Here is a 21,901-nt window from a genome sequence, read left to right on the forward strand (position 1 = left end):
ACGCACGGCACGAGGGGACTGGGTCCGAGATGGGGAAGTCGATGCGTGGGAGCAGTGCCGTGGAGGCGGCCGCGCCGCTGTTCGCCTCACACCGCCTGGTGATGGAGTACGGCGCCACGCGGGCGTTGGCCGGCGTGGACGTGATCATCGAGCGGGGGCAGGTCCACGGTCTGCTCGGTGCGAACGGGGCCGGCAAGTCGACCCTCATCAAGATCATCGCAGGGCTCCAGCCCCCCACGTCCGGCCGCGTCGAGCTCGACGGCAAGCCGTTCCTCCCGCGGACTCCGGGTGAGTCGATGCGGGCCGGCATCCGGGTCGCGCACCAGGAGCTGGCCGTCGTGCCCGGGATGTCGGTGCGGCAGAACCTGGCCCTGGGGCAGCGGTTCCGGGGCGGGGTGACGGAGGCGGACTACCGGGCGCTGTTCGAGGAGTGGGGCATCGATGTCCCCCTGGGCACGCCGATCGCCCAGCTCGCTCCCGCCCTCCAGGCGGCGGTCTCCCTCGCCCGTTCGCTGGTGGGGAACAGCCGGCTGATCCTCCTCGACGAGCCCACCGCCTCGCTCGGGCCGCACGAAGTGGCGGGGCTGTTCCGCATCGTGCGCCGCAGGGTGGCCGAGGGGGCGGCGGTGGTGTTCGTCAGTCACCGGCTGGGTGAGGTCAGCGAGGTCTGCACCCACGCCACGGTGTTGCGCAACGGTTCCGTGGTCAGCAGCGGGCCCACGACGGGTCTGGACGAGCACGAGCTCGCGGAGCTCATCGCCCCCAGCGCTCCGGTGACCACCTCGACCGCGGACGAGGCAGCCGCGTCCCTGCGCGAGGTGTCGCGCGACACCGCCGGTGCCGCGGTGCTGTCGGTCCGGAGCATGCAGCTGCAGACCGCCGTCGCGGACGTGAGCTTCGACATCGCCCCGGGTGAGGTGCTCGGCCTCGCCGGTCTCGTCGGTGCCGGGCGCACGGAGGTCGTCGAAGCCCTCATGGGCCTGCGCCGACTCCTCGGCGGCACGATCGAACTCGACGGGCGGCCCTACCACCCGCGCAACCCTGCGGACGCCGTTCGTCGCGGGGTCGCTCTCGTCCCCGAGGAACGAGCCGCCCAGGCCATCTTCCCGAGCCGCGACGTCGTCTTCAACTGCTCGAGCTCGCGATTCCGCGAACTCGGTCGCGGTCCGGGTGGCTGGGTCATCGCTCCCAAGGCCTACGAGCGGACGACCCGGACCGTCATGGAAGACCTCCGGCTCAAGGCCGGCTCGCTCAAGGACCTGATCACGTCGCTGAGCGGTGGGAACCAGCAGAAGGTCGTCCTGGGGCGCGTGCTCTACGACGGCCTCCGCCTGCTGCTGCTCGACGAGCCCACCCGCGGCGTGGACGTCGGAGCTCGTCGTGACTTCCAGAAGCTGATCCGCCGGGTGGCCGACAGCGGCGTGGGGGTCCTTTACATCAGCTCCGAGCTGGCCGAGCTGTCCTTCTGCGACCGCATCCAGGTCATGGCGGAGGGGCGTACCACGATTGAGGCGCCGTCCGGGGCCGACTTCGACGAGGACGACCTGACCCGCCTCTGCTTCATCCGACGCACTCCGACGGGAGCACGGTCATGACCAAGGCTTGGAGCACCGCCGCGACCATCCAGGACGACCTCGGTCCCGCCGAGGACGGCCACGAGGTCGTCGCGAGCACCCGTGGCGTCCGCGTCGTCGGCTTCTTCGGCAAGTACGGGACGCTCGTCGTCCTCGGCGTGATGATCGTGCTCTTCACAGCACTGCTGGGGGAGAAGTTCTTCTCGGTCAGCAACTTCGAGAACATCCTCGTCCAGTCGACGATCAGCGTGGTGATCGCGCTCGGGCTCACGATGGTGCTCATGGTCGGCGAGTTCGACCTGAGCGTGGGGTACGTGGCCAGCCTGGCCGGGGTCATGACCGCTGCCCTGTACGGCGGCAGCACCGGCAACAAGCTCCTGATGGTCCTCGCGGTGGTCGGCACCGGCGCGCTGGTCGGCCTGATTAACGGACTCGTGGTCACCAAGCTCGGGGTCAACGCCCTGGTCGCCACCCTCGGCGTCGGAAGCCTCGTGGTGGGCGTGAACTACTACGTCACCGAGGGGACGCCCCAGAGTCTCGACGAGTCGGGGCTGGACCTGCTGCAGATCTACCTCGGCAGGATCGGTCCGATCCCTTGGGCCGTCGTCGTCCTGATCGGGGTCACAGCGCTCCTGTGGCTGGTCCTAAACAAGACCACCTTCGGCCTCGAGGTCCAGGCAGTGGGCGGCAACCGGGTAGCGGCCGAGCTCAGCGGTATCCGCGTGCACCGGGTCGTGATCGCGGCGTTCGTCATCGGCGGCCTGCTCGCCGCGCTCGGCGGGCTGCTGATCACCGCCAACGTCGGCAGCGGGCAGAGCACCGGCGGTGAGGGTTTCCTGCTCTCGTCCTTCGCGGCGGCGTTCCTCGGATCCGCAGCCCTCCGCAACGGGGAGTTCCACGTCCTCGGGACCCTCATCGGCGTGCTCACCGTCGCGGTGGGAATCAACGGCATGGCGATCTACGGCGTGAGCGCCTCGGCGTCCTACATCTTCCAGGGCGCTCTGCTGATCGCTGCGGTCGGCATGAGCACGGCCGCCCGGCGGAGGATCGCCGGGCGAAGGGTGGGCCACTGATGCCGGCCCCCGTGCTGCCGGGTACCGGACGGTTGCTGGTCGGCATCGACAAGGGCACGTCGGTCACCAAGACCGCCGTCTTCGACGAGACGGGCCGCCAGGTCGTCAGCGCGAGCCGGCGCATCCAGCAGATCCATGACCTGCCGGGATGGCACGAGGAGGATCCGGAGGAGACCTGGGCGAGGACCGCCGCGACGATCCGTGACTGCATGACCGTGCTGGGACCGCGCGCCGCGGACGTGGCAGCGGTCGGCGTGGTCGGGCACATGGGCGGTGCCTGGTTCGTGGACGGCGAGGGGCGTTCCGTGCGCAACGCCATCGCCTGGCCCGACACCCGTGCCAACGCGGTCGTCCACCGTCTCGAGAACGGCCCGGATCATGAAGAGTACCTTCGGCTCACCGAGACCGCCGCGCTCCCGGGCATGACGGTGATGCTGCTGGCTCATTTGCGGCACAGCGAGCCCGAACTCCTCGGCGGGACCAGCCTGGTGCTCAACGCCAAGGACTTCATCCAGCTGAGGCTCACCGGGCGGGCGGTCTCCGAGCCCTCGGACGCCGCCTTCGTGCCGGTGGACATCGACACGCTCGCCCACTCCGATCGCGTCTTGGAGATCCTCGATGCGCTGCCGTGGTCGGGGAAGTTCCCCGATCTCGTGCGGTCGGGCGAGGTGATGGGAGAGGTCACGGGAGCGGCCGCCGAGCACACCGGGCTCCCGGTCGGCACGCCGGTCGTCGCCGGCCTCGGCGACGCTCCGGCCGCCATGGTCGGCTGTGGCGCACTGGTTCCCGGGTCGGCGGTGTCGATCCTTGGGACGAGCTGGTTGAGCGCCAACGTGGTGAGCGACCCGCACGGCGGCACGCGCGGGATCGGCTGGATGTATCCCATGCCCAACGGCATGTTCGCGCACTTCGTGGCGAACCAGTCCGGTGCCAGCACCCTGGACTGGTGGCTGGAGCGGCTGGCGCCCGAACTGGTGGAGGCCCGAGACTTCTCCGTCCTCGACCGGGAGGTCCTGGCCCGTCCGGAGGCGAGGACCGCGCTCACCTTCCTGCCCTACCTCTCCGCGGCCGGGCTGCAGGCGCCGTTCAAGGACCCCGCGCTGCGCGGGACGCTGCTCGGAGTAGAGGACGCCAGCACCCGCGGCGACGTGTTCCGGGCCGTCTACGAAGGCATGGCCTATGCCATGTACGACTGCTACTCCGCCTTCGGCGGGCCGCCGAAGACGCTCCGGCTGACCGGTGGTGGAGCGGCCAGCGCGATCTGGCCGGGGGTGCTCAGCAACGTCATGGGGGTTCCCGTCGAGCTCCTCGCGGCGGACGAGGGCGCTGCGCTGGGCGTCGCCGCGCTGGCCGGCACCACCGTCGGTCTGTGGCCGTCGCTGGACGATGCCGTCGACACCGTCGTCCAGGTCACCCGCAGGCTGGAACCGGACCCCGAGCTGCACGGCGCCCACCAGGACCAGTTCGCGCGCTTCAAGGACGCGCAGACGCTGGCCTGCAGCTTCTACAACGCCCACCGCGGCGAGCACAGTTGAAGGGAATACCGTGAGCTTCATCCGCACAGTCCTGGGCGACGTCGACCCCGCCGAGCTCGGGTCCACGCTGATCCACGAGCATCTGCTGACGTCGCCGCCGCCGTACGCCAGTCAGGACGACCCCGATTTGGAGTTCGGTGACCAGGCAGGGGCCACCAGCGAGCTGGAGGCGTACGCAGCCGCCGGCGGCGGCGGGCTGTGCGAGCTCACCACCGTCGACTACGGGCGAGACGTGTCGGTGGCGGTGGCCGCGTCCCGGGCCTCGGGGGTGCACGTCGTGCAGGCGACCGGCATGCAGAAGGGCATCTACTACCCGGCCGGCACGTCTCGCCGGGACGTCGACGACCTGGCCGACGAGTTCGTCGCCGACATCGAGAAGGGGATCGACGGCACCGGTGCCAAGGCCGGCGTGATCAAGGTCGGCACCTGCTCGACCGAGGCGGTGTGGGACGTCGAGGCCAAGGTGATCCGCGCGGCGGCGCGAGCTGCCGTGCGTACCGGCGCCCCCATCCTCACCCACACCCAGGCCGGCCATCTCGGCTCCGAGCAACTCGACCTGCTCCTCGACGAGGGGCTTCCGGCCGATCAGGTGTGCCTGGGCCACCTCGACCGCAACATCGGCTGGGAGTACCTCCGCGGACTCGTCGAACGAGGCGCGTGGGTCGGCCTGGACCAATGGACCAAAGACAAGTACGGCACGGACGCCGCGCGCGCAGACATGGTGCGACGGCTGGTCGACGCCGGGCACACGCGGATCACTGTCTCCGGCGACCTCGGGCGGGGCCGGTACCAGCCCGCCTACGGCGGATCGCCGGGGTTCGCCGCCTGCCACGCGGCCATCCGGACGGTCCTGGCCGACAACGCGATAGCGGACCTGGTGCTGATCGAGAACCCGGCACGATTCCTCGCCTTCCGCGGAGGGAACCGATGACCACCGCTCCCGTGACCGCCGCGCTGTTCGACCTGGACGGCACGTTGCTCGACTCGCGTGCCGCGGTCATCGACGCCTACCGGCTCGCCGCCAGGGCCTACCCGAACGGGCTGGAGAACCTGGCTGCGATCCCCGAGGGCCGGCTGCTGGCGATGCGGGTGATCGAGTGCTGTGCTCTGATCGCGGGACCGGCGCTCGCCGAGGACTGCGCCGTGCGGTACGACGAGAACTACCGTCTGCGCACCCGCAAGAAGGTCCAGGTGTACCCCGGCGTCGTCGAGGCGCTCGCCGCCCTGCGAACCGAAGGCATCCGGCTCGGCGTGGTGACCAACAAGGGCCTCGCTCGCACCCCCGGCGACATCGCGCCTCTGGACGGACACGGCAACGGGGCCGAGTTGTTCGACGTCGTGGTGACGGCCGCCGACACCGTCGAACGGAAACCGTCGCCGCGTCCGATCCAGTGGGCCCTGGAGAAGACGGGCTGGGCACCAGGGTGGGCGGTGTACGTCGGCGACGGACCTCATGACGCCCAGTCGGCCTTTGGTGCCGGGCTGTCGTTCGTGGGCGCGGGCTGGGGGTACTACGGCCTGGCGGATCTGAAGGCCGCGGGTGCGGACGTCGTGTGCCAGGACGTCGGCGAGCTCGTGGACGCGGTCCGGGGTGCCCTGGGAGCCGGTATCTGAGGGCCCTGCGATGACCGTGACCAGCTTCTTGTCCCTCACTCCGACCCGCTTCCTGGACCGGGCCTCCGCGGTGTTCGCGGATCGCCCGGCGGTGCGCGACGGGGACGTCACGCTCACCTATCACCAGTTGGCGCGCCGCGTCGATGCCTTGACCGGTGTGCTCGCCGCCCGCGGCGTCGGCACCGGTGACCGCGTCGCCGCCCTGTGCACCAACTCGCACGTCATGCTCGAGTTGCACCACGCGGTGCCGCTGCGTTCGGCAGTCCTGGTCCCGCTCAACATCCGGCTCACCACCGAGGAACTCCGCTACATCCTGAAGCACTCGGGCGCCCGACTGCTGGTGGTCACTCGCGAGTTCGCCGACCGTGGCACCGAGCTGAGCCGGGACCTGGGCATCGAACTGCTTGAGGGCGACGGCGCGGACACCGACTACGAGCGCGAACTCGCCACCGCCACCCCTGCCCGGATCGAGGTGGACGACGAGCGGGCCCTACTGGCCATCAACTACACCAGCGGCACGACCGGACGACCCAAGGGAGTGATGTACCACCACCGCGGTGCCTATCTGCAGGCGCTGGCGATGGCTTATCACGCTCGGCTCGATCCGGGCTCCTCGTACCTGTGGACGCTTCCGATGTTCCACTGCAACGGCTGGACTTTCCCGTGGGCGGTCATCGCTGCGGGCGGTACCCAAGTGGCGCTCAGATCGGTGGATCCGCAGGAGATCTGGCGGCAGCTGCGCGTGGACGTCACCCACTTCAGCGCAGCACCCACGGTCCTGACGATGATCGCGGAGCACCCGGCAGCCGGCCCGCTCGAGAAGGCGGTGCAGGCCACCACCGGTGGCGCCCCGCCGACGCCGGCGCTGCTCCGGCGCATGAGTCGGCTCAACATCGAGGTGACCCATCTCTACGGTCTGACCGAGACGTTCGGGCCGGTGGTGGTCAACCAGTGGCAGCCGGAATGGAACGCCCTCGACGAGGAAGCGACTGCCGCACGTCAGGCGCGTCAGGGGATCCCGAACATCATCGCCAGTCCGCTGCGGGTTGTCGACTCCTCGGGCATCGACGTCCCCGCGGACGCGACGACCGTCGGTGAGCTTGTCGTCCTGGGGAACGACGTCATGCTCGGCTACTACCGGGACGAGGCGGCCACGGCGGAGGCGGAGATCGCCGGCTGGTTCCGCACCGGTGACCTGGCGGTGCTCCATCCCGACGGCTACGTCGAGATCGCCGACCGCTTGAAGGACGTGATCATCTCGGGTGGCGAGAACATCGCTTCCGTGGAGGTGGAGCGTGCGCTGGATCAGCACCCCGCGGTGGTGGAGAGCGCGGTGGTGGGCGTTCCTGACGAGAAGTGGGGCGAGATTCCAGTCGCCTTCGTGACCACGCGGCCGGGTGCAGACGTCACCGAGGCCGAGCTCGTGGAGTTCGTCCGTGCGCACCTGGCGCGCTACAAGGTCCCGAGGCGCATCGCCTTCACCACCCTGCCCCGTACCTCCACCGGGAAGATCCAGAAGAACATGCTCCGTGACGTCGCGTTGGGGACGGATAGGTGACCCCGTCGGTCCTCGATCGCTTCTCGCTCGCCGGCAAGGTGGCCCTGGTCACGGGCGCGAGCTCGGGGCTGGGCGCCGGATTCGCGGTCGCCATGGCGGGCGCAGGCGCCGACGTGGTGCTCGCCGCGCGTCGGCGTGACTGACTGGAGGCGATCGCCCGCATCGGCGGGAGGTCACTGGCCATCGGGTGAGACGTCACCGACCCCCAGGCCTGCAGCGATGCGGCTGAAGCTGCTGTGTCGCACTTCGGGCACTCGGCGTGCTCGTGAACAAGGCCGGTGCAGGAACGGCTGTACCGGCCCTGCGTGAGACCCCGGCTCAGTTCGGCGGTGTCGTCAAGGCCCACCTCATGGGCGCCTACTGGATGGCACAGTCCGCCGCCCGGGTCAGAAGCCCGGGGAGCAGCATCGTGAACATGGCCAGCCTCCTGGCCCTGGTGAAGTCCTATGCACCGCAGGCCGCGTACGCCGCCAGCAAGGTCGTCACCCAGTCTGGCCGTGGAGCACGGCTCGCACCGAGGACGGCCACCAGCGGTCGCCGACACGGGTGGTGGGCACGCGTTCCGCGTTGAGCTGGTCGGCGATCGCGGTTTGCGTCGCGCCGCCCTGGCACAGCTCATTGATGCGCTCTGCCACGTCGTCGGGTTGGACTCGCGGGCTCCCGATGCGAACCCCCTTCGCCCTGCCAGCCGCCCCAGTCCTCGACGAACGCCTTGCGGGCAGCCAGCCCGGCCCGAGGTTCAGCACCGCCACTGGCGACAACGTTGCGAATAACCTCGAACAGTGCGTCGACATCCGCCGCGACCGCCACGCGGACATCGACAGGCTCCTGGCGCAGGCTCGACACCGGACACGTGTCAACGCGGGGGACGGACGGTGAACTGCACGCGGGCGCTGCGCGCAACTGAACGACCCGACGCTTTTGATCGCAGCATCCCTTCTCTCATCGCTCAACTGCAATCAACCGCTCCCATTGCTCCCGAATCAACTACTCCACATGGCGTCGAATCTCATACCCTCTGAATGCGCGCCGGACCTGTCCGTCAAGACGCCAGACCTTTCCTTCAAGACGCCAGACCTTTCCTTCAAAACGCCAGACCTTTCCTTCAAGACGGCACGCATGCTACCTTCGGAGGTAGGTAGGGCCCCGCTTCGCGGGGCCCATTGCCGTTTGCAGGGGCGACTTGTTGGTCATTGTCGGGTGGCGTTGAGAATGCACGGTGGGATGAAGATCTACGCCGGCGCGCCAGCGGCTGCCCGGCAGTACGTGGAGGCCGACCGGGGCCGGGCGGATGACTACTACCTCACCGAGGGCGCCGGCGTGGCCCGCCGGTTCAGCGTCACTGAGGGGCGGGTGACCGAGCTGGCTCCGCTGACCGGCGACGCCTACGAGACGTGGGTGGCCGGCTGTGACCCGGGCACCGGCGAGCCGCGGGGGCAGCTGCGGGGTGACGGGCATGCGGTTCGGTTCGTCGAGGTGGTGGTCAACGGCCCGAAGACGTGGTCGCTGGCGGCCGCCCTGCATCCGGACATCGCGGCGGCGTATGACGCGGCCCAAGCCCGGGCGGCCGAGCAGATCATCGGCTGGCTGGGGCAGCACGCCACTACCCGGGTCGGTCCGCGCGGCGGGCAGGTGCAGGTGCCGGTGGAGGTGGCCGAGGCGGTGACGGTGGCGCATTACACGTCGCGGGCCGGGGATCCGCACCGCCATCTGCACCTGCAGATTCTCGCCCGGGTGTTCGCGGCCGGGAAATGGCGCGGTCTGCACACCGTCGGCGTCCGCGATTCACTCGCCGCGATCAACGGTATCGGGCACGCGGCGGTCGCCTGTGACCCGCAATTCCGGGCCGCGCTCGCCGCCCACGGATATGCATTGAATGGTGATGGCGAGATACGGCAGCTCGCGAATTTCGTGGGCGCCTTCAGCGCGCGAGCCGCGCAGATCGCCCGGAACATCGACAACTACGAACGAGAATGGACCGCGGCGCATCCCGGCGAATCGCCCGGCCCGGCGTTGCGCCGCTCCTGGGACGCCCGGGCGTGGGCGCAGGGCCGCCCGGACAAGGTGCTGCCACAGCCGGGGGAGGACCTCACGGCACGGTGGCTGACCCAGCTGGCAGCGCTGGGCTACCGCGACCGGAATGTTCCCACCGACCTGACACCCACCGCGGTCGGCGGCCTGGACCGGGAGCAGGCGGTGGAGCGGGTGCTGGCCCGGCTGGGCGCCGCCCGGTCGGCGTGGAGCGCCGCCGACATACGAGGGGAGGTCGAGCAGCTGTTCGCCGCCGTCGGCATCGTCACCGACCCGGCGGTGCGCATCGAGCTCGCCGAAGACCTCACCGCCCGCACCCTGTCCCGCTGCGTGCCGCTGCTGGACCGCGCCGGGGTGCCCGAGCACATCCGGGCCTGGACCTCAAGCCCGGTGCTCGCCGTCGAGGCCGACCTCACCGCCCGCCTCGCCTCCCGCGCCACTGAGCGCTGGGCCGGCGTCCCGGGCACCGACCTGACGGTCGACGCCGCGGTGGGTGCCACGCGGTTGGATGCCGGACAGGCAGCTGCGGTCGCTGCGCTGGCCGGCCCGCGGCGCCTGGTCGTGATCGAGGGTGCGGCGGGCGCCGGCAAGACCACCGCGCTGGCCGCCACCAGGACCCTGCTCGCCGAGCAGGGTCGCCGGCTGGTGGTCGTCACCCCGACGCTGAAGGCGGCCAAGGTCGCCGCCGCGGAGGTCGGCGCGGTCGCCGGGTCGGCGGCCCGGCTGGCCTTCGAGTACGGCTGGCGCTGGAACGGCGACGGCGCGTGGGCCCGCCTGCCCGTCGGCCACACCGACCCGGTCACCGGCCGCGCGTATGCCGGGCCCACTGACGGGGCGCGGCTGCGGGCCGGTGACCTCCTCGTCGTGGACGAGGCGGGCATGCTGGACCAGGACACCGCCCGGGCCCTGCTGACGATCGCCGACGAGTGCCAGGTGCACGTCGCGCTGCTCGGTGACCGGCATCAGCTGGCGGCGGTCGGGCGCGGTGGCGTCCTGGACCTCGCCGCGGCCCAGGTCCACCCGACCGAGCACCTGACCCTGGTCGGGGTGCACCGGTTCACCCGCACCGACGCCACCGGCCGCACCACACCGGACACCGACTACGCCGAGCTGACCCTGGCGATGCGCGCCGGGAAGAACTCCGGGGAGGTGTTCGACGCGCTGCTGGCTCGCGGGCAGATCCGGCTGCACCCCGACGCGCAGGCGCTGCGGGAGGCGCTCGCCGCCGGCGCGGCCGAGGACTACACCGCGGGCGAGCGGGTGGCCGTGGTGGCCGCCACACGCGAGCAGGCTGCTGTGTTCAATGCCGCCATCCGGGACCGGCTCGTCACCGACGGCCGGGTCGACGACGTCGCGGCGGTAGTCACCGGGGCCGGGGAGCGGATCGGCGTCGGCGACCGGATCGCCACCCGCCGCAACGACCGCGACCTGCAGGTCGCGAACCGCGACGTGTGGACGGTCACCGGCGTCGACCGGGACGGCGGGCTGCTCGTCACCCCCGACGGCACACCGCCTGTCACCCCCGCCGGTGGCGTGCGCGCATCTGTCACCCCCGCCGTTCCCCCGGCCGGGACAGGGGCGCGGATGCTGCCCGCCCACTACGTCACCACGCACGTGGAACTGGCCTACGCAACCACCGCGCACGGCACCCAAGGCGACACCGTGACCGCCGCGCACCTGGTGGTCGGCGAGGACACCGGCGCCGCGGCGGCCTACGTCGGAATGACCCGGGGCAGGGAGGCCAACACCGCCCACCTCGTCGCCGCCGACCCCGCCGCGGCGCGGGAGCAGTGGCTGGCGGTCTTCGCCCGCGACCGCGCCGACCTCGGCCCGGCACACGCCGCCCGGCTGGCCGCCGCCGAGGCCGCCCGCTACGCCCCGCAGCGCCCGCTGGAGCAGGCGCTCGCCGACCTGCACTCTGCGTGGACGGCCGAGCAACGCTGCCTGGACCGGCTCGCCCGCGACCTGCCGCGCCGGGACACGCTGCGCGAGATCGTCGCGCTCGAGTCCGCCCACGCCGACCAGGCCGCCGCACTGACGGATGCCTATCGGCAGACGGGAATCGACGCCCGGCACGCCACGGCGCGCGCCGACGCCAGCGGCGCGGCCGTCGCCGCCGAGATCGACCGGATCCGCGACACGCTGCTCGGCAGCTGGGACACCGGGCGTAACGCCGCCCGCGACGCCGGGCAGGTCGTGCTCGATGGTCCCGGCCGGCTCCGGCTTCGGCGGGCGGCGGTGAACCGGGCCGGCGAGCAGCTGGTCGACTGGGCGGACGCCTGGCGGCCCTACCTGCCGGCGATGCCCACAGACCCGCAGCAGATCGCGCGCCTGGCTGACCGGTCCGACGACCGACCGCGGCTGTGGACCGCCTTCGACTCCTACGCCCGCCACCACGCCGAACACGCCCACCCGGAGCACGCTCAGCTGCGCGCAACCGCAGCCACCGCGCAGGAGGCCCACCGGCACGCCGGAGCCGCGGTGGCCGATGTCCGCCGTCAGCAGGAGGAGCGGCTCGCCCGCTTCGGATCTCTCGCCTGGACTTTCAACCCGGCGGAGCGGCTGGCCGACACCGACCGGGACATCGCCGCTGACCGCACCGAACTGGCCGCCATCCGAGCTCGCATCGCGCGACTGACGGCCGAGCCGGCTCTCCTCGCCCAGCCGGCCGACCAGCTAGCCAGAGCGCGTAACCACTGGCGGGCCCACCACGACCCCGAGCTCGCCACCACCCAGACACCCGCCTCCCCGTCGGCGCCACCCCAACTGGTCGTCCGACCGCCGCGCCCCGAGGACGTCCGACGGCTCGCACTCCATCCCGACGCGGGCCTGGGGACGCCTCGGTGAATCCCCAGGGTGGCAGGAGTCGGCAGACAAATCCGATTCGCGGTGTCAGCGTTCGGGTCAGCAGACGAGCCGAGACTGTGCTGGCCATGGCCAGATTCAGGACCAGGGAGGCGATGAGCGGTGGCGTCGATCGCGAAGAGACCCGACGGGACCTTTCGGCCGCGGTACCGGGACGAGAACGGCAAGGAGCACGCCCGGCACTTCAAGCGGAAGGTCGACGCCCAGCGGTGGCTCGACGAACAGACTGCGGCGTTGGTGCGCGGTGACTGGGTTGATCCGAAGAGGGGCCGGAGCACCTTCCGTGATTATGTCGAGACGTGGCTGCCGGCGCAGCCGCTGCGCGACTCCTCCCGACGGGCCTACGACTCCTATCTGAGGAATCATCTGCTGCCCGCGTTCGGGGACAAGCGACTGTCGGCAGTCACGAGAACTCAGGTGCTCGCGTTTCGTCGCGCGATCGAGGCGAAGCTGTCGCCGACGACCAGTCGGCAGATGATGGCGCTACTGGCCGGCATCTTTGCCGACGCCGTCGAGGACGGGTTTCTCGCCAAGTCACCGTGTCGGGACACCGTTCCGCCTCGGCCGCACCGGGAGAAGGTCGTCCCCTTGACAGTCGAGCAGGTTGCGGCCTTGGTCGACGCCGCGCCGGACCGGTACCGCGCCCTCGTCGTACTGGGCGCCGGCTGTGGCCTGCGGCTCGGCGAGGCGCTGGGCCTCAAGGTGAGCAGGGTCCGGTTTCTGGAGCGGGAGCTGGACGTCGTCGAGCAGTTGACGCGGGTGCCGGGGGCGCCACCGAAGCTTGCACCGCCGAAGACCCGCGGCAGTATCCGCACGGTGCCGCTGGCCGACGTGGTTGCCTCGGCGCTGGCCGAGCATCTGGCGGGGTTCCCGGCCGGACCGGACGAACTCGTCTTCCGGTCGCGCACCGGCGGCCCGATCTGGGCCAACACCTTCAACAACTCGGTGTGGCGGCCGCTCCGCAAGCGCGCCAGCCTCCCGACCGCGCGGTTCCACGACCTGCGGCACTTCACCGCCTCGGCGCTGATCCGCTACGGGGAGTCGGTGAAGACCGTGGCACACGTCCTGGGCCACGCGGACGAGACGGAAACTCTGCGGACCTACTCGCACCTGTGGCCTGACGCGGACACCCGAACCCGTGCGGCTGTCGACGCGGCATTCGCGCCATCTGCGGACTCCGTGCGGACTGAGGGGGTCGCATACCTGCATTGACCTGCGCGAATAGGCTGAGAGCGCGTCATTCCCGACATCACCCGCCGCCACATGGCCGTCAACATCCGCAAGTTCGTGCTGCAGGCGCACTCGCTGGACGAGCTGGTGGCGCTCGGCACAGTCACCGCAGCCGCAGCCCGGTTCCTGGAGGCCGCCGTCGCCTCCGGGCTGAACATCCTGGTCTCGGGTGGCACGCAGGCCGGGAAGACGACGCTCACCTTCTGCATAGCTTGGCGTACCAGCGCGCGAGGGGGACTTTCTCAACCCTTCGCGCCGAACGTCCATGGGCAGTTAGGTATCCCGGCTCCTCTGCTCTGACTGCTCGGCGCCATCTGGTGGCTCCACGACGAAGCGGTAGCGCGAACCCCTACCCGGACGGGCATCCACGCCGCTGCCCCCGAGTGGCTTCAAGTTGTGGTGCGTCGAGCACAACTCGATGCGGCCGTCGTCGAAGACGGACACGAACACGTCTCCGGTGACGTCAACACGTCGACTGCCCATTCGTTTGACCCCCTCTTTGGAAATGCAGGCGCGAGCCAGGCATACCCTGCAGGCGCAGCGCCACCCGGGCGGAAGAGGGGTGTCCCCGCAGCCCCCGCTTAAGCAGGGACCTGAGTGATCGGGACTGCCCCGACTTCAGTTGACTCGGCGGGTGGGATGGTCAGGCCGCGGTAGCGGCGAGGTTGAGTGTCTCGTACTCGACCGGTGTGAGTCGGCCGAGGCGGCGTTGCCGGCGCTGGCGGTGGTAGGTCCGTTCGATCCAGGTGATGATCGCCAGCCGTAGTTCTTCGCGGGTGTCCCAGCGCTGGCGGTCGAGGACGTTCTTCTGCAGCAGCGCGAAGAAGGACTCCATCGCGGCGTTGTCGCCGCATGCGCCGACCCGGCCCATCGACCCGACCAGCCCGTTGTTCTTAATCGTGCGGACGAAGGCGGTTGAGCGAAATTGACTGCCGCGGTCCGAATGCACCGTCGTGCCCACCGGGCTGCGCCGGATGATGGCGTTGCGCAAGGCTGCGACGGCAAGCGAAGCCTTCATCCTCGAGTCGATGGAGTAGCCGACGATCCGCCCGGAGTAGACGTCCTTGATCGCGCAGAGGTAGAGCTTCCCCTCGCCGGTGTTGTGCTCGGTGATGTCCGTCAGCCAGGTGACGTTCGGCGCGGTCGCGGTGAAGACGCGGTCGACCAGGTCATCGTGCACCGGCGGACCGGCCTTGCGGTTCAGGCCGCGCTTCTTGGCGAACACCGAGCAGATCTGCTGCTGCGAGCACAGCCGCGCGACCCGGTTCTCGCCCGCGGCGATGCCCTGTTCGCGCAGCTCGTCGGCGATGAACCGGTAGCCGAACGCCGGGTCGTCGGCATGGATGTCGTAGGCGGCGTTGATTAGGTGGGCGTCGTCCCAGTCGCGCTGGCTGATCGGGTTGGTCTGCCACTTGTAGAAGGCCTGCTTGGAGAAGCCCAGCACCCGGCAGGTCACCGCGACAGGGATGTTGTCGGCGGCGAGCTCTTGGACCAGCGGGTACATCTGTAATGGATGGCGGCTGGCCCGTGGCCGGCTGAGACGCTGGGCCTCGGCCTGTACGTGTGACTCCGGGTATATCCGACCTGCCGCTGGCGGTGGTGTCTTAAAAATGACCTGTCCACGTACGGGCCGAGGTTCGGCCCTCCCGCCCAGATGCCTTGATTAGAAGCCTGTCCGCCCATCGGTCGACGATGGGCGTGACTCATTACAGATGTGTCTCTGAGCGACTCCACGGGTCCGAGCTGATCGTTCCGCCCGCGCAATCGATCGAGGAGACTCATGAGCATCGTCGCTGAGACCGTCGAGCACGTCGTCGGCATCGACACCCACGCCCGCACTCACACCTACTGCCTTCTGCATGCCCGCACGGGAGCAGTCGTCGATACCGCGACCTTCCCGACGTCAAAGGCGGGCAACGCTCGCGCGATCGGCTGGATCGTCCGCCGCGGGCAGGGCAGCATTCTCGCCGCCATCGAGGGCACCTCGTCCTACGGCGCCGGCATCAGCGCAGCTCTGCTCGAGCGCGGGTTCGACGTTGTCGAGGTACGACCGGCCGCCCGGTCCACGCACGCCCACGCCGGCAAGTCCGACACCCTCGATGCCGAAGCAGCTGCTCGTTCGGTGATCGGCCGCGACTACGAAACCCTCGCTCGGCCCCGCCAGACGGGTCCCCGCGCGGCCCTGCGGATCCTGCTGGCTTCCCGCTCGATCATCGACCAGCAGCGCACCGCCAACCGTAATGCGCTCACGGCGCTACTACGCACCGTCGACCTTGGCGTTGACGCGCGCCAGCCCGTGACCGACGCCCAGATCCGCACCATCGCGGCCTGGCGCAGCAGCCGGACCGCCTCATCGGAGGCGTCGGTCATCGCGAGGCGCGAAGGCCGTCGTCTCGCCGTCGCGGTGCTGGAGCAGACCGAGTCGCTCAAGACGAATCACCGTGAGCTGCGTCAGCTGACCGAACAGCTTGCCCCCGGCCTGCAAAACGTTCCCGGACTCGGACCGGTCACCGCGGCGATCATCGTCTGCGCCTACTCCCACCGAGGGCGAATCCGCTCCGAAGCAGCATTTGCAGCCCTGGGTGGCGTTGCACCGCTACCGGCGTCCTCAGGGAACACCACCCGGCACAGGCTCTCCCGATCAGGGGACCGGCAGCTCAACCGCGCATTCGACATCGCCGTCCGCACCCGCATGAGCTACGACCCCGACACCCGCGCCTACGTCGCCCGCCGACGCTCCGAAGGACGCAGCAACCGAGAGATTCGCCGTTGCCTCAAGCGCTACGTCTGCCGGTCCGTCTTCCGCCAACTCCAGACCAGCATGGCTTGACGCCAGGCATAGAAGCGTCATTTTGGGAGGACGTCGCGGGCGAAGTAGGCCGTCGCCCGCCGCAGGATCTCGTTCTCCTGCTCCAGCAGCTTGTTGCGCTTCCGCAGCTCCCTCAGCTCGGCGGAGTCGTCCTTGCTCCCGCCGCCGCGGTCGCCCGATGAGGGCGGAGCGAGTCCGTCGTCGCGGTCGGCGATCTTCAGCCAGCGCTGCAGACAGGACTCCGAGATCCCGAAGTCCCGGGCGACCTGGGAGATCGATGCCTCGCCCTTGCGGGCTACGGCGATGACGTCACGCCGGAACTCCGGCGGGAACGGCTTGGGCACGATGCTGATCCTTCCAGCGAGGCCGCAGCCTCACAGGCAGGGAGTCAACCCAACCGGGGGCAGTCCCCTTCGACAGCGAGCGTCGTCCAGTCCGGCATGGCCCGGTCGGTGGCGGCCATGACCCGCAGCTGCCCGCGCAGCCCAGCGGTGGCCCGCTCGAGGTCGTTGTACGGCAACGCCGCGGCCGCCCGATACGTCATGCCCTCCAGGGTGACCAGGCTCGGGCGGGCCGGAACCCGTACACGCCGGCCGTCACCCCATTGGGGCGGGCTCACCCACCGCCGCAAGACTCGCAAACACGATGACGTTGTCGACGTAGCCCCTAGCGTCCTCGTCGAACACTCCGCCGCACGTGATCAGGCGCAGACCGGCGTCACCGATGTCCCCGTACACCTCTTCGGTCGGGAACTCCTCCTTGGGATGAACCTCGACACGATCGACAAGGAACGTCACCACCGCGCCGTCAGCACGGTCGATCAACACCGTGTCCCCCGGGACCAGCTCACGCAGCCCATAGAAGGCGCCCGGTTCACCCGCCCAGTCAACGTGGCCGGCCAGCACCGCCGGACCCAGCTCACCAGGTGTGGGGCTGCCCGTGTACCAGCCCACCGGGTAGGCGCCTGGCGGAACCTCCATGGACCCATCCGGTTCAAGGCCTAGCCCCATGACCTGAGAGGTCACTCCCAGTGCCGGAATCTGGACCCGAACCGGAGCACTGGCCGACAGGTGCCGCGAATCGGCCGGTAGCGCCGGTTCCACAGGTGCCGGTGCAACCGCAACCTGGGAGAGATCGAGTCGGGCGGAATGGCCGGCGTCCGGAGGCAGGACGACCAGCGTTGCGACGCCGAGGGCGGCGAAAGCAGCAGAGGCCGCCGCCCAGATGCGGGTGGCGCGGGGCCAGGGCCGGGATGCACTAGTGCCCGTCACAGCATCCGCCCCGCCCGAGGTGGGCGGCGGCGGATGCTGCGCGGGCACTAGTGCGACCGTCCTACGGTTCAGGCGTCCGTGCGGGCGCTACGACGAGCAGCGAAGGCCGCGCCACCGGCGGCAGCCAGGGCCGTTCCACCGAGAACGTACGAGATCCCAGCGCCATCCTGGAGGGCGCTACCGTCACCGGCGGCGACCCCGCCCGTGGGCGTCTGGGTGACCTGGCCGCCGGTCATCCCGCCGCCGTCCGTCGTGTCGTCATCGTCGTCGCCGCCCCCGTTGTCACCGTCGGCAGGCTGAGGCGACTGGGTGGGCTCGGTCGGCAGGGAGTCACCGGCCGGCAGGTCCTCGCAGGCGATGCCGTCATCGTCGGCGTCCAGGCCCTCCGGGTCGCTCGGGTCCGCATCGAAGAAGGCCTGCGCCTCCTCCTGCGTGGCGTAGTTTTCGCAGTTGTGTTCATCGGCAAGGGCCGTGCCCGAGAAGCCGAAGGACAGGCCGGCGGTGATGAAGATGCCAGCGGCAGCAGTCGTACTACGACGCATGATTCTCTCCCGATTGTGGTTGGTTGAGACGCCCGTCACCCTCGCACAGCCTTCAGCGACCTGCAGAGCAGTCATCAACTACGCGCACCCCGTGGAACCGTTCTCGACCACAACCTGCCCCGAAGCCAGACGCTGGCCGGGCGCCACCGACACGAAGCGCCCCACCTCCTGCAGGAGGTGGGGCGCTTCGTGCGTTCGGGCGGCTAGTTCTCGCAGCCGATCCCGTCGCCGTCTCGGTCGAGGTGCGTGCCGTACCCGGGATCGCCGACCCTCACCGGTGCGGCCCCCGCATCCCTTGCCGCGGTGCAGTTCTTGAAGTACGTCCCCGACGGAGCCGGCGGCGGAGGCGGAGGCGGCGCGGGTGCCGGTGCGGGTCTCGGCGCGGGTGCTGGTGCCGGCACGGGCACCACGGGCGCAGGCCGCGGAGCAGGCGCCGGAGCGGGCCGCGGCGCAGGCACAACCGCCGGCGGAGGAGGCGGCGGCGCCGTCTCCCGCTCCGGCACGTTCACCACGATACCGGCCGGCAGCGGCTCGTTCGGGCAGGCGGACAGCACTGTGGCGATCGCGTTCTTCTCCGCCTGCGTCATCCACAGCGGGTAGGTGGCCTTCACCGCCACCTGACGGGCCACGTAGGCGCACCGGTAACCCTTGTTCGGCGGCAGCCACGTCGCCGCGTCGCCGTCACCCTTCTGCATGTTGAGCGGCCCGTCGACGGCCAGCAGGTTCAGCGGGTCGTTGGCGAACTGCCTACGCTGCGCCTCGCTCATCTGCTGGGCGCCCTTCTGCCAGGCGTCCGACAGCGCCACCACGTGGTCGATCTGCACATCCGAGCTGGTGTCCTGCCCGCGCTGGAAGGGGATGGTGCGAGCCGAGTACGGGTCGGCGAGCGAGCCGGTGAGCACCACGCAGTTGCGGGTGCCCGGCTTGAACGTCTCGCCGGTCAGGTCCCGCTTAAGCATGTCGTTGCGGGTGTCGCAGCCGTTGCGGTCGGTGTCCAGCCAGCCGGAGCCGAACAGGTCCCGGTCGTAGCCGGTGCGCGGGGCCCGACCCTTCACCTCGATGGCGGCGAGGGCGGCCAGGGCGGTGGTGGGCGCGGCCCCGCCGACGGCGACGTCTGCGGCCCCATCCGACAGCTGGCCGGGTTCTCCCGCGCCCTCCGGAACCGGGGACTCTTCGGCCGCCGCCAGGGACTCCTCGGCCGCCCGGATCGCAGCTTCTTCGGCTTTCTCCGCTTCCCGCTCCCGGGCCTCCGCACGCCGCGCCTCAGCCTCCGCCTCTTCGGCCTCGGCCTCCGCTTCGGCCTGAGACTCCGACGACGCCGTGCTCGTGTCGGTGGGCGCGGCGGTGGCCGTGCCGACGACCAAGAGCAGCACGGCGACGCCTGCGACCCCGCCAGCAACCTTCCGGCTGGCGATACCCGGCAGCCGGCCACGGACTGCGGCGACCAGAGCCACCAGCAGACCGACCAAGCCGAGCATGACCAGCCCACCGGACAAGCCGCTCGAAGCGAGCCCGACTATCACAAGGAGCAAGGCGAACCCTGCGGCGACCCAACCCACACCGCGCCAGGCACGCGCGAACCTATCCCCGGCCATCCGGCCCCCGTCCCATAAGTGGAACTGGAAAGTAGCGGTTACGGGTCCCCACCGACAGGGGTTCGCCGAAACCGCCAGCGGCAGTGCCGTCATACCCCCGTCCCAGACTGGTAGCGCCTTCTTCGCGCGAGGCCCGCACCGGTCGGGGATGGTCATCAGGGCAGGACGTCGTCACCGCCGCGCCCTTGAACCGGCCGGACTCGGACGCTGGGCAGTCCCGTGCGCGGTCTGACCTGCGGGCATGGCTGTGGTCGCGGTGTGGTCGCACCGTCCGGCATGGTCCGCCCCCGCTTCCGCGGAGTCGAGTAACTGAAATCCTGGCCACTTGACCCCGGAGGAGGGTTCGTGGGCAGGCGTGGTTATCCACCGGAGTTCCGGCGGAAGGTGCTCGACCTGGTCGAGGCCGGCAGACCGGTCGCCGATGTGGCGCGGGATCTCGGCATCAGTGCCGAGTCGATCTACACCTGGCGCCGGCAGGACCGGATCGACAAGGGGCTGCAGCCGGGGCTGAGCAGTGCCGAAAAGTCGGAGCTGACCGCGGCGAAGCGCCGCATCGCCGAGCTCGAGGCGGAGTTGGCCATCCATCGCCGGGCCAGCGAACTGCTGGGGAAGGTGGTGTCCCCAAAAGGCGGTACGAGGCCATCGCGGTGATGGCCGGCGAGGGCCTGCCGGTGCAGCTGGCATGTCGGGTGCTGAGCGTCTCCGAGTCGGGCTACTACGCCGCCTTGAGCCGTCCACCGTCGGCCCGGGCGATCCGGCATGCGTGGTTGACCGACCAGATCCGGGAGGTCCACGGGGCCTCCAACGGCACCTACGGGGCGCGGCGGGTGCACGCCGAGCTGACTCTTGGTCGCGGCCTGACGGTCGGCCACGGGGCGGTCGAGCTGCTGATGACTCGAGCCGGAATCCGTGGCGTGACCGGGCGGCCGCGCTGGCGCCGACCTCGGCCGGAACTGGTCTCCAAAGACCTCGTCGACCGGGACTTCACCCGGTCCGGGCCGAACCAGCTGTGGGTCACCGACATCACCGAGCACCCCACGAGGGAGGGCAAGGTCTACTGCGCGGTGGTGCTCGATGCCTACTCTCGGCGGGTGGTCGGCTGGTCCATCGACGCCTCGCCGACCGCGGCCCTGGTCACCAACGCGCTCGGGATGGCGATCGACTCGCGCACCCCGCCGCCGGGTGCGGTGATCCACTCCGACCGCGGCGTTCAATTCGGTTCCTGGGCGTTCACCGACCGCGCCAAGGCCTCTGGGCTGGTGCCCTCGATGGGTAGCATTGCCGATTGCTTCGACAACGCGATGATCGAGTCATTCTGGTCGCGGATGCAGGTGGAGCTGCTCGATCGCAAGCGGTGGAACACCCGCATCGAGTTGGCCAACGCGATGTTCGAGTACCTCGAGATCTGGCACAACCGACGTCGTCGGCACAGCGCCCTTGGCTGGCTGTCACCGATAGAGTTCGAGACCCAGAACAAGATTGTGGTGGCCTAAGGGTTCCAGTTGCTCGACTCCGCCAGACGCGGGGCATCCCAGAGCCTCCATCAGACCCGGGGCGGGACAGTCCTCTGGAGCTGCTCAAAGGGGTTAGCGATGAGCGGCGCCGCCGCGAGGGTCGTCGGCTTCTGTCGTGGGGGCCGCTCATCGGCCGAGCTCGAGGCCCTGGACGGCTTCCGCCGTTCCCATCACTACGCAGGCGGCTCGGTGAACGCCGAGACAACCAACGACAGGGGCATCTCATGACTGACAGAACGGTGCTTGCCCGCCTCACCGTGAGGAGCGGTGAGTCAGTCGCGCTCCAGGAATACCACTTCCCGCCGCAGCTCGAGCAGCTCCCTGCGGATTGCGCTCGTGCCCCAATGCACCGAGACAGCGATGAGAGCCATCTGCACCAGAACCACCATGACGATGAGCAGCAGCCAGACGGCGGCACCAAGTTCTTCCACACCCACATCCTCGACCGCCGTCCCTGCGGCGTCTTCCTCCTGATGAGTGGCCGGGAAGGGGCATCTCATGGCTGACCGGACAGTCACGTCATGCCACGGCGGTACACACACATAGAAGCTTCGGCGCTCATGGCTGCCGTCGGCGCCGACCCGGCACGGCCCTTCACTAGGTCGCCGCACGCGCCGGTTTCCCTAGTTCGGGTGTGTCCCGGCCTCGAACGCTCAGTTCTGCTCGCGAATGCGAGAAGATCCCGAACCG

Annotated in this window: 18 protein-coding genes and 2 pseudogenes; 12 read left to right on the top strand and 8 right to left on the bottom strand. The window is 70.1% G+C overall.

Annotated features, from left to right (window positions below; genetic code table 11):
* Window positions 1-41: 41 nt before the first annotated feature.
* From ABC795_RS04120 to ABC795_RS04150, 7 genes are read left to right on the top strand one after another with little or no spacing between them, the layout of a single operon-like run.
* Complete coding sequence (locus tag ABC795_RS04120; protein WP_347059642.1) at window positions 42-1,595, top strand: sugar ABC transporter ATP-binding protein; 1,554 nt, start codon at window positions 42-44, stop codon at window positions 1,593-1,595.
* On the top strand, window positions 1,592-2,647 hold the full coding sequence (locus ABC795_RS04125; protein WP_347059643.1) for an ABC transporter permease: 1,056 nt from the start codon (window positions 1,592-1,594) through the stop codon (window positions 2,645-2,647). Before ABC795_RS04120 ends, ABC795_RS04125 begins: the two co-directional genes overlap by 4 nt.
* Window positions 2,647-4,182 (top strand): FGGY family carbohydrate kinase, encoded by a 1,536-nt coding sequence (locus ABC795_RS04130; RefSeq protein ID WP_347059644.1) that lies wholly within the window; start codon window positions 2,647-2,649, stop codon window positions 4,180-4,182. Before ABC795_RS04125 ends, ABC795_RS04130 begins: the two co-directional genes overlap by 1 nt.
* A 10-nt stretch (window positions 4,183-4,192) precedes the next feature.
* A complete protein-coding gene (locus tag ABC795_RS04135; protein ID WP_347059645.1) occupies window positions 4,193-5,113 on the top strand; it encodes a hypothetical protein in 921 nt (306 codons plus the stop codon).
* A complete protein-coding gene (locus ABC795_RS04140; RefSeq protein ID WP_347059646.1) occupies window positions 5,110-5,796 on the top strand; it encodes an HAD hydrolase-like protein in 687 nt (228 codons plus the stop codon). The genes ABC795_RS04135 and ABC795_RS04140 overlap by 4 nt, the downstream gene beginning before the upstream one ends.
* Before the next feature lie 10 nt (window positions 5,797-5,806).
* On the top strand, window positions 5,807-7,354 hold the full coding sequence (locus ABC795_RS04145) for an AMP-binding protein (RefSeq protein ID WP_347059647.1): 1,548 nt from the start codon (window positions 5,807-5,809) through the stop codon (window positions 7,352-7,354).
* Window positions 7,351-7,497 carry an SDR family NAD(P)-dependent oxidoreductase gene (locus tag ABC795_RS04150; protein WP_347059648.1) on the top strand — a complete coding sequence of 49 codons (147 nt, stop codon included), beginning with the start codon at window positions 7,351-7,353 and terminating at the stop codon, window positions 7,495-7,497. Before ABC795_RS04145 ends, ABC795_RS04150 begins: the two co-directional genes overlap by 4 nt.
* A gap of 339 nt (window positions 7,498-7,836) precedes the next feature.
* Here the strand turns inward: ABC795_RS04150 and ABC795_RS04155 are convergent, their stop codons facing one another.
* On the bottom strand, window positions 7,837-7,989 hold the full coding sequence (locus tag ABC795_RS04155) for a hypothetical protein (RefSeq protein ID WP_347059649.1): 153 nt from the start codon (window positions 7,987-7,989) through the stop codon (window positions 7,837-7,839).
* 589 nt (window positions 7,990-8,578) lie between these two features.
* Between ABC795_RS04155 and mobF the strand changes: the two genes are divergently transcribed.
* The 3 genes from mobF to ABC795_RS04170 all read left to right on the top strand — a co-directional run bounded on the left by mobF (window position 8,579) and on the right by ABC795_RS04170 (window position 13,780).
* Window positions 8,579-12,232 carry a MobF family relaxase gene (gene mobF, locus ABC795_RS04160; RefSeq protein WP_347059650.1) on the top strand — a complete coding sequence of 1,218 codons (3,654 nt, stop codon included), beginning with the start codon at window positions 8,579-8,581 and terminating at the stop codon, window positions 12,230-12,232.
* Between the two features lie 120 nt (window positions 12,233-12,352).
* Window positions 12,353-13,462 (top strand): tyrosine-type recombinase/integrase, encoded by a 1,110-nt coding sequence (locus ABC795_RS04165; protein ID WP_347059651.1) that lies wholly within the window; start codon window positions 12,353-12,355, stop codon window positions 13,460-13,462.
* Between the two features lie 36 nt (window positions 13,463-13,498).
* Window positions 13,499-13,780 (top strand): ATPase, T2SS/T4P/T4SS family, encoded by a 282-nt coding sequence (locus ABC795_RS04170; protein ID WP_347060681.1) that lies wholly within the window; start codon window positions 13,499-13,501, stop codon window positions 13,778-13,780.
* Between the two features lie 343 nt (window positions 13,781-14,123).
* On the opposite strand, the gene ABC795_RS04175 is transcribed toward ABC795_RS04170, so the two are convergent.
* Entirely contained in the window at window positions 14,124-15,059 is a 936-nt protein-coding gene (locus tag ABC795_RS04175) for an IS3 family transposase (protein ID WP_347060682.1), read from the bottom strand.
* Between the two features lie 201 nt (window positions 15,060-15,260).
* Here ABC795_RS04175 and ABC795_RS04180 point away from each other — a divergent pair, with 201 nt between their 5' ends.
* Complete coding sequence (locus ABC795_RS04180) at window positions 15,261-16,310, top strand: IS110 family transposase (protein ID WP_347059652.1); 1,050 nt, start codon at window positions 15,261-15,263, stop codon at window positions 16,308-16,310.
* Window positions 16,311-16,330: 20 nt separating this feature from the next.
* Here ABC795_RS04180 and ABC795_RS04185 read toward each other — a convergent pair.
* The 5 genes and pseudogenes from ABC795_RS04185 to ABC795_RS04205 all read right to left on the bottom strand — a co-directional run.
* Window positions 16,331-16,633 (bottom strand): annotated as a pseudogene (locus ABC795_RS04185) (transposase); the annotation flags it as partial.
* Between the two features lie 44 nt (window positions 16,634-16,677).
* Window positions 16,678-16,833 (bottom strand): hypothetical protein, encoded by a 156-nt coding sequence (locus tag ABC795_RS04190; RefSeq protein ID WP_347059653.1) that lies wholly within the window; start codon window positions 16,831-16,833, stop codon window positions 16,678-16,680.
* Window positions 16,834-16,885: 52 nt separating this feature from the next.
* The gene (locus tag ABC795_RS04195; RefSeq protein ID WP_347059654.1) at window positions 16,886-17,608 is read right to left on the bottom strand and encodes a class F sortase; all 723 of its coding nucleotides are present in this window, start codon (window positions 17,606-17,608) and stop codon (window positions 16,886-16,888) included.
* A gap of 20 nt (window positions 17,609-17,628) precedes the next feature.
* A complete protein-coding gene (locus ABC795_RS04200; protein ID WP_347059655.1) occupies window positions 17,629-18,177 on the bottom strand; it encodes an excalibur calcium-binding domain-containing protein in 549 nt (182 codons plus the stop codon).
* Between the two features lie 128 nt (window positions 18,178-18,305).
* Complete coding sequence (locus ABC795_RS04205; protein WP_347059656.1) at window positions 18,306-19,661, bottom strand: DUF1524 domain-containing protein; 1,356 nt, start codon at window positions 19,659-19,661, stop codon at window positions 18,306-18,308.
* A gap of 381 nt (window positions 19,662-20,042) precedes the next feature.
* Here ABC795_RS04205 and ABC795_RS04210 point away from each other — a divergent pair.
* A pseudogene (locus tag ABC795_RS04210) lies at window positions 20,043-21,190 on the top strand (IS3 family transposase).
* 293 nt (window positions 21,191-21,483) lie between these two features.
* Here the strand turns inward: ABC795_RS04210 and ABC795_RS04215 are convergent.
* Window positions 21,484-21,642 carry a hypothetical protein gene (locus ABC795_RS04215; RefSeq protein WP_347059657.1) on the bottom strand — a complete coding sequence of 53 codons (159 nt, stop codon included), beginning with the start codon at window positions 21,640-21,642 and terminating at the stop codon, window positions 21,484-21,486.
* Window positions 21,643-21,901: the final 259 nt, after the last annotated feature.

Source organism: Blastococcus sp. HT6-30 (assembly GCF_039729015.1).
Lineage (GTDB): Bacteria > Actinomycetota > Actinomycetes > Mycobacteriales > Geodermatophilaceae > Blastococcus.

Bases quoted from the DNA above. Each gene is read 5' to 3' on its own strand.
- ABC795_RS04120 (WP_347059642.1), top strand. From the start codon at position 42: ATGCGTGGGAGCAGTGCCGTGGAGGCGGCCGCGCCGCTGTTCGCCTCA.
- ABC795_RS04125 (WP_347059643.1), top strand. From the start codon at position 1,592: ATGACCAAGGCTTGGAGCACCGCCGCGACCATCCAGGACGACCTCGGT.
- ABC795_RS04130 (WP_347059644.1), top strand. From the start codon at position 2,647: ATGCCGGCCCCCGTGCTGCCGGGTACCGGACGGTTGCTGGTCGGCATC.
- ABC795_RS04140 (WP_347059646.1), top strand. From the start codon at position 5,110: ATGACCACCGCTCCCGTGACCGCCGCGCTGTTCGACCTGGACGGCACG.
- ABC795_RS04145 (WP_347059647.1), top strand. From the start codon at position 5,807: ATGACCGTGACCAGCTTCTTGTCCCTCACTCCGACCCGCTTCCTGGAC.
- mobF (WP_347059650.1), top strand. From the start codon at position 8,579: ATGAAGATCTACGCCGGCGCGCCAGCGGCTGCCCGGCAGTACGTGGAG.
- ABC795_RS04180 (WP_347059652.1), top strand. From the start codon at position 15,261: ATGAGCATCGTCGCTGAGACCGTCGAGCACGTCGTCGGCATCGACACC.
- ABC795_RS04190 (WP_347059653.1), bottom strand. From the start codon at position 16,833: ATGACGTATCGGGCGGCCGCGGCGTTGCCGTACAACGACCTCGAGCGG.
- ABC795_RS04200 (WP_347059655.1), bottom strand. From the start codon at position 18,177: ATGACTGCTCTGCAGGTCGCTGAAGGCTGTGCGAGGGTGACGGGCGTC.